Here is a 16,505-nt window from a genome sequence, read left to right on the forward strand (position 1 = left end):
AAGTGAATTGGTAGACCGTCTCTACCGCACTGAGTCACGTCGGGTCTTCGCCACTCTGATTCGACTGCTGGGCGACTTCGATCTGGCTGAAGAGGCGCTGCATGAAGCCTTTGCGGCAGCAGTAGCACAATGGACACGGGATGGTTTGCCCGCAAATCCCCGATCATGGCTGGTATCTACAGGTCGCTTCAAAGCCATTGATGTCATTCGCCGTCGCACTCGCTTTGATGCCTCAGTTGCCTCACTTGCTCAAAGAGTTGATCCAAGCGCAGCTACCCTGGATGAAACCGATGACGTGGAGGTCTGTGATGATCGCCTGCGCCTGATTTTCACTTGCTGCCATCCAGCTCTAGCACCCAGTACGCAGGTGGCGCTGACACTGCGGGAAATATGCGGACTCAAAACCGAAGAAATCGCCAGTGCGTTCCTCAGTACCCCGTCCACAATTGCCCAACGCATCGTCCGAGGCAAAGCCAAGATCCGGGATGCGCGAATTCCCTACGAAGTGCCATTGCTCGCCGATCTTCCTGATCGCTTGGATTCCGTACTGTCCGTCATTTATCTCGTATTCAACGAAGGGTACTCAGCTTCATCGGGTCAATCGTTGATTCGATCCGATCTCTGTGGCGAAGCAATTCGCTTGGGACGTTTGCTAGTCGAACTGTTGCCCGATCCAGAAGCGATTGGACTGCTGGCGCTGATGCTGCTACAGGAGTCGCGGCGCACTGCCCGCACCTCGCCAGACGGAGATCTCATCCTGCTGGAAAATCAGGATCGTTCCCTGTGGAACCCAGAACAGATTGCAGAAGGCAAGGCACTAGTCGCGCGGGCGCTTTCGTCACCGCAGATTGGTGCATACACAATTCAAGCTGCGATCGCCGCCGTACACGCCGAGGCATCGAGTACCGATGCCACAGATTGGTCGCAGATTATCGCTTTGTACGACGTGCTAGTTCGAGCAGAACCGTCACCCGTAGTCGAACTCAACCGGGCAGTGGCAGTGGCGATGCGCGATGGTCCGTTGGCGGGACTGCAACTAATAGACGGTATTCTGGCACGTGGCGATTTGGCTGACTACCATCTGGCGCACGCGGCGCGAGCCGATTTATGCCGACGGCTTTTAAGAACAGCTGATGCACGAGAATCGTATCAAAAAGCCCTTGTTCTGGCGCGGCAGGAACCAGAGCGTCGTTTTCTGAAAAGACGACTTCAGGAATTAGACTGAAAAAATTTTTGTCCCGATGTCGATTTACGGGTTTGCCAAACGACTACTAGATGAAGGCAAGCATTAAGCATCCATGTTGGCATCAATTTATGACCACAACTTATCGGCGCAATTAGTCGTCCGTTGCAGTCGTTTAACCCAATACACTAAAGCAATTATGAAATACATCTTGCTGATTTACAGCGACGAAACTGTATGGACCCAAAGCGAACTCAATCACTGCTACGCGGAGTCAATCCAGCTTACACGAGAACTGCAAGCCAAGGGGCAGTACCTAGATGCGTCGCCATTACACTCGGTGACGACAGCAACCAGCATTCGCGTTCGCAACGGCAAACGGCTCATCACTGACGGTCCGTTTGCAGAAACTCACGAACAACTCGGCGGCTATTTTCTCATTGATGCAAAAGATCTCGACGAAGCGATCAATATCGCTGAACGCATCCCTAGCGCTCGTGTCGGTACAGTTGAAATTCGACCCATCATCGAACTTACGGGCTTGCCATCAGACAATTAACGCCAGCTTTCTCATCAACACCGACGAGTTTTTTTCAAGAAATTTTACTCAACTTGTTGATCGCACACTGGCTTGGGCGTTTCACAGGAATGGCACAAGAGCATCCAGTGATGCAGACTTGGCTCCGGTTTACTGCGGTTTTACAGCGAAACCAGGACACGTGGCAAATCGTACACGAGCATGGCTCCGTTCCCTTCAACCCAGAAACGTCTCAAGCTGTATTCACGCTCGAAATCTAGGGGATCTCCAGAAAATAAAATGTCCCGCCCTATCAAATATATTTCGGCTCAGCCCAAGGATTGATAAGCGTTCCGCCCCCAGGCGGAACGCGAGGGCGGGACATTTTATTAATTGGAAAGGCCTAGTACCGATGCGTGGAAGTAAAAAGGTTTTCATGCAAAAGTCACAAGCCAGACAGGATAAACCCTCTATGGATTGTGAAAATACAGCATCTACAAAGGCATCTGCAAATAAAAAAAATCCCAGCCTTATTTATTCGTACTTAGTCCAAGATTGAGCATTGAGGCGGCAGCAAGGTGGGAGCCTTGCTGCCAAGGCTGGGATTTTTTTTAACGGCTCCTCCCAAAACAGTTCGAAACAGTCAACCCAAGGAGAACTAAAATGAAAGTTATGGTTATGATCAAAGCAACAAAGGACTCTGAAGCGGGTGTGATGCCCAGCGAAGAACTTTTGAGCGAGATGGGGAAATACAACGAAGAGTTGGTGAAGGCGGGTATTCTGCTCGCTGGCGAGGGACTGCATCCCAGCTCGAAAGGAGTGCGTGTTCGGTTTTCCGGTACGCAGCGAACTACGATTGATGGCCCCTTCACCGAGACAAAAGAGCTGATTGCAGGTTTCTGGCTCTGGGAAGTGCAGTCGATAGAAGAGGCGATCGCATGGGTCAAACGCTGCCCCAACCCTATGCCAGGAGAATCGGAGATTGAGATTCGTCCGGTGTTCGAGGCTGGCGATTTCGGCGAAGCGCTAACACCCGAATTAAAGGAGCAGGAAGTTCGCATTCGTGAGGCAACTGAAAAGCTGCGGAATTCGTAAAGCGATCAAGTTTTTCTCAAGGATTTCAAGCACGCAGATTTCTTGATAGTTCATTCACCCAAGGAGTACACCATGCAATTAAATCCTTACCTGTTTTTCAACGGACAATGTGAAGCAGCATTTAAGTTTTACGAGCAATGTTTGGGCGGCAAAATCGTCAGTTTGATGACCTATGGGGAATCCCCAATGGCGGAACAAACGCCCCCTGAGCAGCTCAATAAAATCATGCACGTTCTCCTTTGTGTGGGCGATCAAGAATTGATGGGTTCCGACGCTCCTCCTGAAATGTTTGAACAACCCAAGGGGTTCTATGTCTCGCTCCAATTTAACGATCCGGTAGAGGCAGAGCGCATCTTTAAAACACTGGCAGAAAATGGAACGGTACGGATGCCGCTCCAACAGACCTTCTGGGCTGATCGGTTTGGGATGTTGGTCGATCAATTCGGTACCCCATGGATGATTAACTGTGGGCAAGCTTCTTAGCTCAATCATCAGGGCAAACGCACCTTAAAGTGGCACAATAAAGGTTGATTATTGGATGAATATATGGTAAAAAGTCTGCAAAATCCTGGAATGCTTGCCCCTTCCAATGTTGAGCATGAATTTTGATTGGATTTTCCACTCTCGTTTGCTCCTCAAATCCCCAACCCTAGTAGTTTACTTCGACTTGTGTGTACGAGGTTTGACATTCCAGATTTTCTGACAATATTCAAGAATCGTCCGATCTGAGGAAAATTTGCCAATTCGAGCTGTATTCAAAATTGACATTCTCGTCCAATGCTCTCGGTCAAGATAAGCATGGCTGACTCGCTCTTGACAGTCAAGGTAAGATTGATAATCAACCAGAACCATATATTCATCTTTAATTAGTAGAGATTCCACTATCGGTCTAAACAAATCGGTTCTATCTGCGGAAAAATAACCACAAGCAAGCAAATCTATGACCTGTCTGAGTTCTGAATTGCTGTTGTAGTAATTCCAAGGATTATAATTTTGTGTTTTTGAACTAAATACTTCCTCAGCAGTCAAACCAAACAGAAAGAAATTTTTGTTTCCTACTTCTTGGCGAATTTCGATATTTGCTCCATCGAGTGTACCGATAGTAATGGCACCATTAATTGCCAATTTCATATTACCTGTGCCAGAAGCTTCCTTGCCAGCAGTGGAAATTTGCTCTGAGAGTTCCGCCGCCGCACAAATACGTTCTGCTAAGGATACGCAATAGTTTCTCAAAAAGACTACTTTTAAACGAGAATTTACATCTGGATCATTATTCACTACCTTTGCCACTGCATGAATTAGTTTGATGATCAACTTGGCAATGAAATAACCTGGTGCTGCTTTCCCAGCAAAAATGAAAGTTCTGGGTAATATTTCCAGTTTTGGATTTTGCTTAATTCGGTTGTATAAGGTGATGATATGCAGTAAATTCAAGATTTGACGTTTATATTCATGGATGCGCTTAACTTGAACATCAAATAGAGAATCTGCATTTACATCAATACCGTTGCATTGCAAAATGTACTCTGCTAGGTCATGCTTATTTTCGTGTTTTATCTGTTGCCAAGCCTGACAAAATTCTGCATCTTCTACAAAAGCTTCTAGCTGCCTCAATTCGTCTAAATTGGTAATCCACTTCTTACCAATGCGTTGGGTAATCAACAGTGCCAGTTTTGGGTTACTTAGTAACAAAAAGCGTCGTGGGCTAACTCCGTTAGTGATATTAATGAATTTTTCTGGATATAGTTCATAAAAATCATGGAGCAAACTTTGTTTTAGTAATTTGGTATGTAATTGTGCAACTCCATTAATGGCATGGCTACCCACACAAGCCAAATTTGCCATTCTGATTTGTTTTTCAGCCCCTTCTTGAATGAGTGAGAGTCGCGCCAAACGACTTAAATCACCAGGGAATTTTAGCCACACTTGATCTAGAAAACGACGGTTGATTTCGTAAATAATCTCTAAATGCCTGGGTAAAAGACGACCGAATAAGCTAATTGGCCATTGCTCTAATGCTTCTGGTAATAAGGTGTGGTTTGTATAAGCACAACAATTTTGTGTAATTTCCCATGCCCGTTCCCAATCCAATTGGTACTCATCCACTAGTAACCGTATCAACTCGGTAACTGTAAGGGATGGATGAGTGTCATTCATTTGGATGGCGACTTGTTTATCAAAGTTCTCAAAATACTCTTGAGTAATTTCGATCCCTAATAATGCTTCGTCATAGAAACCACCTCTACTTCTATGCAAACGGATCATGTAAAGGCGGATAATATCTTGCAAAGAACAGGAGACAAAAAAGTATTGTTGCTCTAATCGCAATTCTTTACCTTGAAGAGTGTTGTCATTGGGGTATAAAAGTTTAGAAATGTTTTCTGAGAAGGTTTTGTCTGCAACCGCACGACTATAATCTCCAGCATTGAAAACTTCAAAGTTAAGTTCTTCGCTGGCTCTGGCACTCCACAGACGTAGGGTATTGACTGTGTTAGTATTGTATCCGGGTACGAGAGTATCGAAAGGTGTGCCTAAGACAGTGCGATCGCTAATCCACCGCACTTGGTAGCGTCCGTTTTGGTCTAAGTAAGCTTCGGTGCGTCCACCCAGTTTGACTTCCACTACATACTCTGATCGAGGAATTTCCCAAGGATTACCAAAGCGCAACCATTTGTCAGGTCGTTCTACTTGCCAACCATCTTGGATGACTTGGTCAAAAGTCCCAAATTTGTAACGAATACCGTAACCAATAGCAGGAATTTCTAAAGTCGCTAAGGAATCAAGAAAACAAGCTGCTAAACGCCCTAAGCCGCCGTTACCTAATCCTGGTTCCTGTTCTTGTTCCATCAAATCGTAGAGATTTAGCCCTAATTCTTGTAACGCTTGATTAGCGACATCCCACAATCCCACATTTACCAGGTTTTTGTGCAGGTGACGACCTTTGAGATATTCAACAGATAAATAGAAAGCCACTTTCGCGTCTGTTTCAAAATAGGTCTGTTGGGTTTTCAACCATCGATAAATGAGGCGATCGCGTACTGTATACGCCAATGCCATATAGTAGTCGTAAGGTGCGGCAAAATACTTATCTTTGCCTTGGATATAAAACAAGTTATCCATGATCGCCCGTTTCAAAGTTTCCACACTTATACCCGTGCGATCATCTTCTACTTGCACTTTCACATGATCTGTGCGGTGAATATGTTTCTTTGGCTGAAGCGGATGATGATTATGCTGTCTGTAATGTTGACCGTTAGTTGAGTGATGATTGATATGGGTCATGACTAAATTCGTTTTGATTTGATAAATTAAAGCAATATTTAAGAAAATATTAATAATAAATAAACAAAAGATTAAATCAAAATCATTTATCCCTCTTTTGTTACTTTAGGGAAAGAAAAATTATGCTTCAATTCTGAAAGCTAAACAAAATGATGAATTAGGCGATCGCATATCCATTTCGTCATTTAAATTCACTTGTTGAGAATAAACGGAAAAATAGGGATTTGAGATTATTCTCTCCTCGTAGTAACATAAAGAGGGATTAACATGAAACCAAAAATTAAAAACAAGTGAAAAATAGGTTAATAAAAGATTAATGAAAATCAACATACAGAAAAATTTAGTTTTTGCTTGTTATGAATCAGCTTCTCTTGGTCAAGGTTAGAGATAAAATGTGAGGATTTTGTGATGTACTATAGCCTTTCCATGTACTATAGCCTTTCCTAAGCAACTGAGGTACACCCAAATTTTTTTTACCAAGGTTAGTGGGACTTAGACATTTTTAAGGCAGAAACAAGCCTCAAACCCATACAGCGCAAGGGAAATACATCAAAGGCTCAAAAATGCTTGAAACCCAGATATATCAAGAAACTAGGCAAAATGATGTCAAAGTCTTTCTGTATATGCATTTGAGTGTTTTTTATGGCAACTTTTTGTCTAAGTCCCATTAGTAGCTTTGAAAACGTACCTCATGCTTGTCGGGAACCGCTATAAAACTAAAAAACTTCACAAGTTCCTCAAATTATTTTCATATCATCAAAATAGAGTTTTTAGAAATCAGCTTAATTATCTGATTTTTGGATCTCACAGTGAAGGGGGCTTATACAAGCGAGTTCAACTGCACTTAATATGACAGCTACACATCATACGGAAGTTATTTTACATGCCCAAATCAAAGCTTTTTATTACGGTACTTCTCTCGCTTTACGTAATATTGACCTACCTGTCTATAAAAATCGAATTACAGCTTTGATTGGCCCTTCTGGTTGTGGTAAAAGTACTTTGCTACGCTGTTTTAATCGTCTCAACGATCTGATCGAAGGAACTCAAATAGACGGTCAAATTCTCTTTAATAATCGCAATATTTATCATCTCCAAGAAGATGCAATCTTACTGCGGCGACGGATTAGCATGGTTTTTCAAAAGCCGAATCCCTTTCCAAAATCTATCTACAATAACATTGCCTTTGGTCCTCGGATTCAAGGCTATCAAGGGAATCTAGATGAAATAGTAGAACACTCATTACATCAGGCATCTCTTTGGGATGAGGTCAAGGATAGGCTGAAAGATAATGCCTTGTCCTTATCTGGTGGACAACAACAACGGCTATGTATTGCGCGAGCACTAGCCATACAACCAGAAGTGATTTTAATGGATGAACCATGTTCCGCTCTCGACCCCTTATCAACTCGGCAAATTGAAGAATTGATGCATAATCTCAAGTCACAATCCACACTTGTGATTGTGACTCACAATATGCAGCAGGCAGCAAGAATTTCTGATCTGACTGCTTTTTTAAATGTCGAACTACAAGCAGGAAATCGGATTGGCGAATTAGTTGAATATGACACTACTCATGTAATTTTTCATCATCCAGCCAAGGAAATAACTCACCAATATGTAACAGGTCGCTTTGGATGAATTATGTTTAAAAAACTGTTATATTCAGTCAAAAAGTACATAATAAAATAACCTTATTTACCTATGATATTCTCTCCTTGTTAAAGAGATAATGATGATGAATTTATCTTAAAATTTAACTGAGATACAAGTGTTTCTATATTAAAAATTCTTAAAGAGATTGACATGTATCTAAATATAAAACTATCAGAATTTTGATATAAAAACTTTTTTATTTTCAACTATAATTTTGAAGGAAAATGATAGTATAAAAGTGTGAATAGCCTGGAGGTTAAAATCCTATGGCAGCCAAATTTGTACCCGAACTCGAAGAAGTCGTCGAAGGACTTGGTATACCGGGTATTACAGCAATAGTCCTTCTCCCTGTTCTTGTTCCAGTAGCAACAGGTATAGGTAAACCCATTGCCAAAGCAATGGTAAAAGGTGGAATTGTCCTCTATGAAAAGGGCAAAGGAGTAGTTGCAGAAGTTGGCGAAAGATTTGAGGATATTGTAGCTGAAGCAAAGGCTGAACTTGCCGAAGAACGAACTGAAAGTATGGATCTGCCAGCTACAACTTGAACAAAAACTTAGTAAGTTTGATTGCAAATTTAGTTAGACTTAATTTTGAGGGATGGGTGTCTTACCCATCCTTAATTTTTGGAGATTTTTGGAGAAAAATTTATGAATAAATTTCCCCCTCATAAATTATCTACACCTATACAATTACAAATTGTTAGTAATACTCCTGGTCGTCTGCGGTTGAAGATTCCTAGCCAAGATCAGGAGCATCAGGAAATTATGGAAATGGCTACTTCCCTAAAATCTCTTTTTCCTCAAGTTGAAAAAGTGAAGACCAATTTGCAGGCAAGTAGCATTACAATCTACTACTCTGGTGGTAGCGAAAGTTTTGCAGATGCTTTAAGTAAGTTGCAGGCTTTAGGTATAACTCTTGTCAACGCTCCAGCCAAAAAATTACAACCTGCAACGCTAACTCAGACTTTATCCAACTTTAACCAACAAATTAAACAAGCAACAAAAGATACAGTAGATTTGCGATCGCTTTTATCGTTTACCGTTATTGCCTTTGCGATTAAGCGTTTACTTCCTCAGTTAGCACGTTGGCAGTCAACAGTATTGTATCTCTTACTTTGGTATGCCTTAGAAAGTTTGGTGAAAATGAGCGACAATCAGGAATCACCAAATTAATAGACAATAGACATCTCTAGAAATTAATTATGCGTTACCCAAAATCCTTGTAGAGACGCGAAATTTCGCGTCTCTACTTATTTTTCTTTTGCTGGTGGTAATAGCTTGGTTGCGTCATTGACCATAAATGGCAACAAGGCACTTGCACCAATCACTGCACTATCCGTAAGGCTTATAGGTGTAAGTTGGAGAAGTCCTCTTAAAAGAGGCACTAATGCAGCCAGCATCTGTAAAGCAAAAGTGCCTCCTAAAGCCAGAGTTAAATAATGGTTGGCTGGTAATTTTTCGCGGCTAAAAATACTGTGTTTGGGCGAACGGCAGTTGAGGGCATAGAACAACTCCGATATGGTTAAAGTCATAAAAGCTATGGTGCTGGCTTGGGGACTAACACCATAACGTACGATCCCGTACCCATAGGCTGCCAAGGAACTGGTAGAAATCGTAGCTGATTCAAAGACGATTCTGGCAAAGTCAGATTTTTTGATAATCTTCTCGTCGGGACTACGGGGAGGTTGACTCAAAACATCTGGTTCTGGGGGTTCCAAAGCCAAGGCAAGACCAGGGAAGATATCTGTTACCAAATTTACCCACAATAGCTGCATCGCATTGAGTGGTTGTCCGATGCCAACTGTAGTAGCAATTAGCATCACGATTATTTCGCTTAAGTTGCTAGATAGCAGAAAATGAACAGATTTTCTAATGTTGTTATAAATTGTCCGGCCGTGACTGACGGCGATAATCATGGTTTCTAGGTTGTCATTTTCCAAGACAATATCCGCAACTTCACGGGCTGTATCTGTGCCTGTATGTCCCATTGCGATCCCCACATTGGCAGACTTTAAAGCAGGGGCATCATTAATACCATCGCCCGTCATGGAAACGACTTGACCCGCACTTTGCAGGGCTTGGACAATTTGTAACTTATGGGCAGGACTAACCCTAGCAAAAACATTAACGCGATCGCACAATCCTTTCAACACTTCCGGTTCAATTTGATTGAGGTGAGTAGAATCGAGAATTTCCAGTTGTTCACCTTGGCTGAGATTCAATTCTTTACCGATGGCGTAGGCTGTTGCACTTTGATCACCAGTGATCATGACTGTATTGATCCCCGCTTGATGAAAAACTCCCATCAAATCCTTGACTCCGTTTCTGATTGGATCTGCCATTCCGACTAAACCAAGCCAAATCAGGTTTTGGTAAGGACTTATATTTTCAGACGACACTGTGATATCTTCCCTCTCCGCGTCACTATGTCTTTCTGTCTCTACCTCATCATCAAGCTGATAAGCTGCCCCCAAGACTCGCAAAGCTTTACCTGCCATAATCTCATTGGCAATTTCAATCGCTGTTCTTTCTGCTTCCGTCAATGCAACTATTTCTCCATTATTCACCTGAGCGTTACACATTTGCAAAACTTCTGCTGGGCTTCCCTTCACAGCAACAAGTTTTTGCTGGTCATGATTGTGATGCAGCGTAATCATGAAATTATGGTTTTCGGAGCGATGAGTAGTTGCCAATAATGGATGTTTTTCTTTAAGTTGACTAATGTCTACTCCAGTACTAATTGCCATGTAAATCAAAGCATTCTCTGTTGCTGAACCTTTGAGGAGATACTTGCCATCTTCTTGTTGATTCACCTCGCTTTCATTGCACAGAACTAAGACATGAATCAGCTTTAAGAGTTCACTACAAATGTAGGGGTTGATGTCTTCTTTTCCGTTGAGAAATTTGCCCTCAGAAGATACTTCCAGAGATTTGTTATTTGTATATACTTCTACAACTGACATCTTGTTTTCTGTTATTGTCCCGGTTTTATCGAGACAAATTGTCTGTACAGAACCAAGAGTTTCCACAGCATCCAGACGACGAATTAGGACGTTGTGTTTTCTCATATTGGCAATACCCAAGGCTAAGGTGGTAGTAGCAACCGTAGGTAATCCTTCGGGAACAGCTGCAACTGCCAGAGATATGGATGTTTTGAGCATTTCAAATAAACCATATCCCCGTAAAATTCCGATCCCGAAAATACCTGCACAAATAGCCCCAGATACAAAGACGAGTTGATTACCTACTTGGTCTAATTGTTTCTGCATCGGGGTTTCCGGCATTACAGCCTCAGTAACTAGGGTTTGGATTTTGCCCATTTCTGTAAATTTTCCGGTGGCGACAACCACAGCCAGTCCTTGTCCACCCGTTACTAATGTTCCCATGTAAACCATATTCAGGCGATCGCCAAGGGGAACATCTTCTACGGTCAGGGCTTCAGTAGTTTTTGTCACTGGCAAGCTTTCACCCGTGAGTGCAGCTTCATCTACACTGAGATGATTTGCTTCAATTAATCTGGCATCAGCGGGTACGTAGCTGCCTGGTTTAAGAATTAAAATATCTCCAACCACAACCTCAGAGGCGCTAATTTCTTGCAAATTCCCATCTCTGATTACGGCAGCAGAGGGTTTTACTAAGGTTTTGAGGGAGTTGATAATTTTTTCCGATTGGCTTTCTGTGGTGTAACCAATACCAGCATTGATCAAGACAACACCCATAATTACTAAAGCATCAACCAATCCCCCAGTCGCTACAGATAGCCCTGCTGCAACTGTCAAAAGCCCTACTGGTAGAGTTGTAAATTGTTCGATAAACATACTCAGCTTGGAACGGCTGGCAGTTTCTGGGAGAACATTTGCGCCATATAATTGCAGGTTTTTCTCGGCATCTGTGCTAGATAAACCTGATACAGCCGAGCTATGAAATTCCGAAATTACCGCATCTGCTTCTAAAAGATGCCAAAGTGAACTTTTTTGTTCTTGACCTGGGGTTATTGACTGGTGAAGTTTTCTGTTGTTTATAGAAGGATTTGTTACTTTTTCTCTCACTGAAGCTGTACACACTGTTGTCACAGGTGGTTTTTTGCTCTGTTTTCTGTAATCTATGACAATTTTTTCGATCAGTAAAGCGATCGCATTCGGGCTAAAGCTGGGCTGAAAAATCACAAGAACATTTCCTGTGTAAATATTAGCACTAACTTGCTGTACTCCCTTATGATTTAACAATCTAAATTCCAGATATTTTTTGAGACATTCTGAATTTTTTAGCCCATGCACTTTATATCTCACTCGTCCTTTGACAGCAGTATGGATCGCCTGAACCAAAGGAATATTGCTGAAGCTTTGACTAAAATAAGTGTTCATTTTTTGACTGAGCTATTTTTGGAATTAGCAAGAGGTTGGCGAAGTAGCCATTTCTCTAGTTCCACAGCCCAAAAAACGACAGAACTCAAAAGCAAACAAATAACTAAATCGCCTAACGATAAAGCTTGTGTGCTAAAGATATTTTGTAAAAATGGAACGTAGACAACTGCTAATTGCAAACCTAATGTGACCATAACTGCTGTCAATAAGGGCTTGTTGGACAATAAACCAATTTTAAATAGCGAGTCTTGTTCTGAACGGATGGCTAAGGCATTACCCATTTGCGAGAGAGTCAGGGTAGTAAATACCATTGTTTGCCAGCCAGTATTACCAATGCGCCAGTACAAATAACCAGTGCCAAAAGATACCAAGCCGAGCAATAATCCAATCCAGATGATGCTCCTACCCATTCCCCGTGCAAAGAAATTCTCATTGGGAGGATAAGGAGGGCGATTCATGGTATTTCGCTCTGCTGGTTCCAAACCCAAAGCTAAGGCTGGTAAACCATCTGTAGTCAAGTTAATCCAGAGAATTTGTAGTGGTAGCAATGGCAATGGCATACCCATCAAGGGAGCTAGCAGCATGACCCATAGTTCGCCAACGTTGCTGCTGAGGAGGTACTTAATAAACTTGCGGATGTTATCGTAGATTATCCGTCCTTCTTTAACAGCTGCCACGATTGTAGCGAAATTGTCGTCTAGGAGTACCATATCTGCCGCATCTTTAGCTACATCAGTACCACTCAAACCCATAGCCACGCCGATATCTGCTGCTTTGAGAGCAGGTGCATCGTTCATACCGTCTCCTGTCATGGCCACAATTTGCCCTTGCTTTTGTAGTATCCGCACAATATCAAGCTTATCTTCAGGAGAAATCCGGGCATAAACTGATACTTCTGCCAGTAATTCTTTTAATTCCTCAACGGGCAGACGGGAAATATCTTCACTTGTGAGGATCTGACTGTTAGTAGTAATTCCTACTTCGTTGGCTAAGTGCCAAGCGGAGATGGGGTGATCGCCTGTAACCAAGATGGGGCGAATACCGGCTGCTTTACAAATTGCGATCGCATCCCTAGCTTCTGGTCGAGCCGGATCGGTCAAGCCCACCAAGCCAAGAAAGGTAAGGTCTTGCTCCACATCCTGCGAACCATCGACTGGATAGGATGGCAACGGTCGGAAGGCAATACTGAGGACTCGCAAACCATCTTGGACAAGTTGGTGATGGGCAACATGAATACGTTCCCGCCAGTTTCCATCTAATGGCTTTGCTCCTTCATCCATCCAAATATAATTAGAAACTTCCAGCAGGCTATTTACTCTACCCCTAGTAAAAGCAACATAGGTAGCTTCACCAACGATTGCTCGACTCCAATGCCAAATGCTTTCCAAAGCGCAAGGAAGACGAGATAAATCACCAGGGAATTGGTGGATAGTAGTCATCCTTTGTCGCCTAGAGTCGAAAGGTATTTCAGAGATCCGGGGTAGAGCTTGTTCCAAGTCATCTTTCCATAGTCCCTGAGAAGCAGCTGTAAATATCAGCGCCCCTTCACTGGGATCGCCAACAGCCCGAAAGTAGCGCGGTTCCTCCCAATCTGGTTCTAGTTTGGCGTTATTGCACAAAGTAAAGCTAGCTAAAAGTAGGGCTAGTGCTGGCGGTTGGCTCAACAGAAAAGGTCTTTCTTGATGAGAATCAATGACTGGTGATGGGCCACGCATTTGCGTAGTTAAGTCTAACCTATGACCTGCAACATCAAGGACGCTTACTATCATACGGTTGACGGTAAGTGTACCAGTTTTCCCAGAACAAATTACCGTTACAGATCCCAACGTCTCAACCGCAGGAAGATTACGGATTAGGGCGCGACGTTTGAGCATCTGCTGCGCTCCCAAAGCCAGAGCAATTGCCACTACCGCAGGCAATCCTTCTGGTAAAGCTGCTACTACCAAAGTAATGGCTGTCAGGAACATTAACTTGATATCCTGACCCCGCAACAGTTCCAAAATCAGAATCAATCCCACCAGAGCCAATGAAGCAATTGCCAAACCGTGTCCCAGTTGATCTAGACGCTTTTGTAGTGGAGTTGCTTCTGGCTCCACCATTTGAATCATGTTGGTAATCTGCCCCAACTCAGTATTCATCCCAGTTTCTATGACTACCGCCTCACCACGCCCATAAGTGACAACTGTACCCATGTACACCATGTTGTTACGATACAACAATTGCAGATTTGCTTCCTTGATTGTCTGCGGATCTTTATCCACTGGTTCTGATATTCCTGTCAGTGCCGCTTCTTGGACTCGTAAACCCCAGCTTGCCAATACCCGACAGTCAGCAGGTACAATTTCCCCCGCTTCTAGTAATACGATATCGCCTGGCACTAACTGACGAGCAGAAAGTTCTGTAACAAGACCATCACGCCGGACTTTGAGTGTAGGTACAGCTAACTTTTTGAGGTTAGCGATCGCTTTTTGTGCTCTGTACTCCTGACTAAAACCCAAAAAAGCAATCAGTACCACGATAGTGATGATACCTACAGCATCTTTGTAATCACCTAAAAGATTTGAGAAAATCGCAGCTACAAGCAGAATAATCACCAGTGTCTCACTGAGTTGCTCCCAAAGGATTTCCCAAGGTGATTTCACTCCTTTTTCAGTTAACTCGTTGTAACCATACTTTTCTAAACGTTGACTGGCTGCTGTTATATTTAGACCAAAAGATACATCACTATCTAATTTTTGCAACACATCTTGAGTATCCAATTGATGCCAATTGCTCATCTTATCAACACTCCGCCTTAGTAGAACTGCGGTGAAGTAATCAAATATAGTGATATAAAAGCTACAAAAAAGTTATTAATTGTTGAGTTTGTCAAACAATCAATTTCTTTGAGGCAATTTAATATAACTGATCCCCGTTCTTAAGGTTGACTATCAGCAACATTTTTTATCGGAATTTCAAATCAACCCTGCGATGATGTTGATACTCATGGCGAGAATCATCGTATTAAAAAAGAAAGACAAAATACTATGCAATAATGCTAGTCGTCGAATCAAGCGGGAAGTTATCTGTACATCCGAAACTTGACTAGTCATGCCAATCACAAAAGAGAAATACAAAAAGTCCCAATAATCTGGCTCGATTTCACCAGGAAAATCTAAACCTTCACTTTTACACTGATTTAAAGTCTTGTCTTGTTGGTAGTAAAGATTAGCATAGTGGAAGGCAAAAATGGTATGCACTAGCAACCAAGATCCAACAATTGTTAATAATGAAAGTGCCAAATGCAAAAATAGTAGTTTGGTTGCTAGTCCTTTATCGTGGAGAATAAACCCAATTGCTAGCAGACTAGAACACGCAGCTATTGTAATTAAACTCAATATTACCAACCTGCCGATATCTTCCTGTCGAGCATGATGGTGCATTGTTTCTGGAGTTGCTTTGAGCATTGCTGTCCAGGTGAAGCCGAGAAAGCAGATAATACTCGCATCCCAAACACAAAGCATTCGGGTTGGCAATTGAAACCAAGGTGGTAGTAACAGTGAAACTAATCCTGCGAAGAAAACAGACAACAGAGATATTTGACGAATACTCCATCGTCGAGACTTTTTTGGTTTTGGAATCAAACTCACATGCAAAAATATAAAGAGTATTAAAACTTACTTCAATCAGTTATATCCATATTTTCTAATGAACCAAGTTTTCATTAACTGGGTGAGTATGCAATAACTCGATAGAATCAGGACTAACCAGAGATAATAATTTCCTGGCAACGACACAAAGCCTAATCCAGTGGCGATCGGAGATGCAGGTAGATAAATTCCAAATGCCATGACACTTAGTGTCACTAACAACATAGGTAGGGCTGGTCGGCTTTGCAATAAAGGAATTTTAGCAGTGCGGATGATATGAACAATAAGTGTTTGAGTCAACAAACTTTCAACAAACCAACCTGTCTGAAACAATGCTTGTTTATCGACTGTATTTGCACCAAATACAAACCACATCAGAGCATAGGTTGTGTAATCAAAGATGGAACTCATAGGGCCAATGTAAATCATGAAGCGTTGAATCTCTCCAACCTGCCATTTGCGAGGTTTCTCCAAATATTCTTGATCGACATGATCGAAGGGAATTCCAGTTTGAGAAAAATCATATAGCAGGTTATTGAGCAGAATTTGTACAGGTTGCATAGGCAGAAAGGGGAGCATTGCACTAGCGCCCAATACGCTGAACATATTGCCAAAATTGGAACTAGTACCCATTTTGATGGTAAGCGTTCAGGGGGTGTAAAGAAAACAAAAAACATTTCCCAAAATCAAGGAATGAAATTAAGCCGCTTTCAATAACTCAGAATCATCAGAACAAGGAGTAACTTGTGGAAGCAAAGAAGGTGGAGTGTTATCACCACG

At 42.4% G+C, this 16,505-nt stretch carries 13 protein-coding genes; 8 read left to right on the forward strand and 5 right to left on the reverse strand.

Features of this window, described 5'->3' with window-relative positions:
* From ACE1AT_RS20110 to ACE1AT_RS20130, 5 genes are all read left to right on the forward strand, one after another.
* Window positions 1-1,225, forward strand: a 1,225-nt coding sequence (locus ACE1AT_RS20110; protein WP_374871506.1) for an RNA polymerase sigma factor, incomplete at its 5' end; no start/stop codon positions are given.
* A 73-nt stretch (window positions 1,226-1,298) separates the two neighbouring features.
* Window positions 1,299-1,742 carry a YciI family protein gene (locus tag ACE1AT_RS20115; protein WP_374871508.1) on the forward strand — a complete coding sequence of 148 codons (444 nt, stop codon included), beginning with the start codon at window positions 1,299-1,301 and terminating at the stop codon, window positions 1,740-1,742.
* 110 nt (window positions 1,743-1,852) lie between these two features.
* Window positions 1,853-1,981, forward strand: a complete 129-nt coding sequence (locus ACE1AT_RS20120) for a nuclear transport factor 2 family protein (RefSeq protein ID WP_374871530.1) — start codon at window positions 1,853-1,855, stop codon at window positions 1,979-1,981.
* Window positions 1,982-2,363: 382 nt separating this feature from the next.
* Entirely contained in the window at window positions 2,364-2,795 is a 432-nt protein-coding gene (locus ACE1AT_RS20125; RefSeq protein ID WP_374871510.1) for a YciI family protein, read from the forward strand.
* Between the two features lie 72 nt (window positions 2,796-2,867).
* Window positions 2,868-3,278, forward strand: a complete 411-nt coding sequence (locus tag ACE1AT_RS20130) for a VOC family protein (protein WP_374871512.1) — start codon at window positions 2,868-2,870, stop codon at window positions 3,276-3,278.
* 174 nt (window positions 3,279-3,452) lie between these two features.
* On the opposite strand, the gene ACE1AT_RS20135 is transcribed toward ACE1AT_RS20130, so the two are convergent.
* Entirely contained in the window at window positions 3,453-6,077 is a 2,625-nt protein-coding gene (locus ACE1AT_RS20135) for a glycogen/starch/alpha-glucan phosphorylase (protein WP_374871514.1), read from the reverse strand.
* An 849-nt stretch (window positions 6,078-6,926) separates the two neighbouring features.
* On the opposite strand from ACE1AT_RS20135, the gene pstB reads away from it, so the two are divergent.
* From pstB to ACE1AT_RS20150, 3 genes are all read left to right on the forward strand, one after another.
* The gene (pstB, locus tag ACE1AT_RS20140; RefSeq protein ID WP_374871516.1) at window positions 6,927-7,718 is read left to right on the forward strand and encodes a phosphate ABC transporter ATP-binding protein PstB; all 792 of its coding nucleotides are present in this window, start codon (window positions 6,927-6,929) and stop codon (window positions 7,716-7,718) included.
* Between the two features lie 281 nt (window positions 7,719-7,999).
* A complete protein-coding gene (locus tag ACE1AT_RS20145; protein WP_374871518.1) occupies window positions 8,000-8,278 on the forward strand; it encodes a DUF5132 domain-containing protein in 279 nt (92 codons plus the stop codon).
* Window positions 8,279-8,380: 102 nt separating this feature from the next.
* Entirely contained in the window at window positions 8,381-8,905 is a 525-nt protein-coding gene (locus tag ACE1AT_RS20150) for an HMA2 domain-containing protein (protein WP_374871520.1), read from the forward strand.
* A 77-nt stretch (window positions 8,906-8,982) separates the two neighbouring features.
* On the opposite strand, the gene ACE1AT_RS20155 is transcribed toward ACE1AT_RS20150, so the two are convergent.
* From ACE1AT_RS20155 to ACE1AT_RS20170, 4 genes are all read right to left on the reverse strand, one after another.
* Entirely contained in the window at window positions 8,983-12,096 is a 3,114-nt protein-coding gene (locus tag ACE1AT_RS20155) for an HAD-IC family P-type ATPase (RefSeq protein WP_374871522.1), read from the reverse strand.
* The gene (locus ACE1AT_RS20160; RefSeq protein WP_374871524.1) at window positions 12,093-14,873 is read right to left on the reverse strand and encodes a cation-translocating P-type ATPase; all 2,781 of its coding nucleotides are present in this window, start codon (window positions 14,871-14,873) and stop codon (window positions 12,093-12,095) included. Before ACE1AT_RS20160 ends, ACE1AT_RS20155 begins: the two co-directional genes overlap by 4 nt.
* 177 nt (window positions 14,874-15,050) lie before the next feature.
* Complete coding sequence (locus ACE1AT_RS20165; RefSeq protein ID WP_374871526.1) at window positions 15,051-15,725, reverse strand: DUF1345 domain-containing protein; 675 nt, start codon at window positions 15,723-15,725, stop codon at window positions 15,051-15,053.
* 36 nt (window positions 15,726-15,761) lie between these two features.
* Window positions 15,762-16,331, reverse strand: a complete 570-nt coding sequence (locus ACE1AT_RS20170) for a cation transporting ATPase C-terminal domain-containing protein (RefSeq protein WP_374871528.1) — start codon at window positions 16,329-16,331, stop codon at window positions 15,762-15,764.
* Window positions 16,332-16,505: the final 174 nt, after the last annotated feature.

The organism is Pelatocladus sp. BLCC-F211, assembly GCF_041928655.1.
Lineage (GTDB): Bacteria > Cyanobacteriota > Cyanobacteriia > Cyanobacteriales > Nostocaceae > Pelatocladus.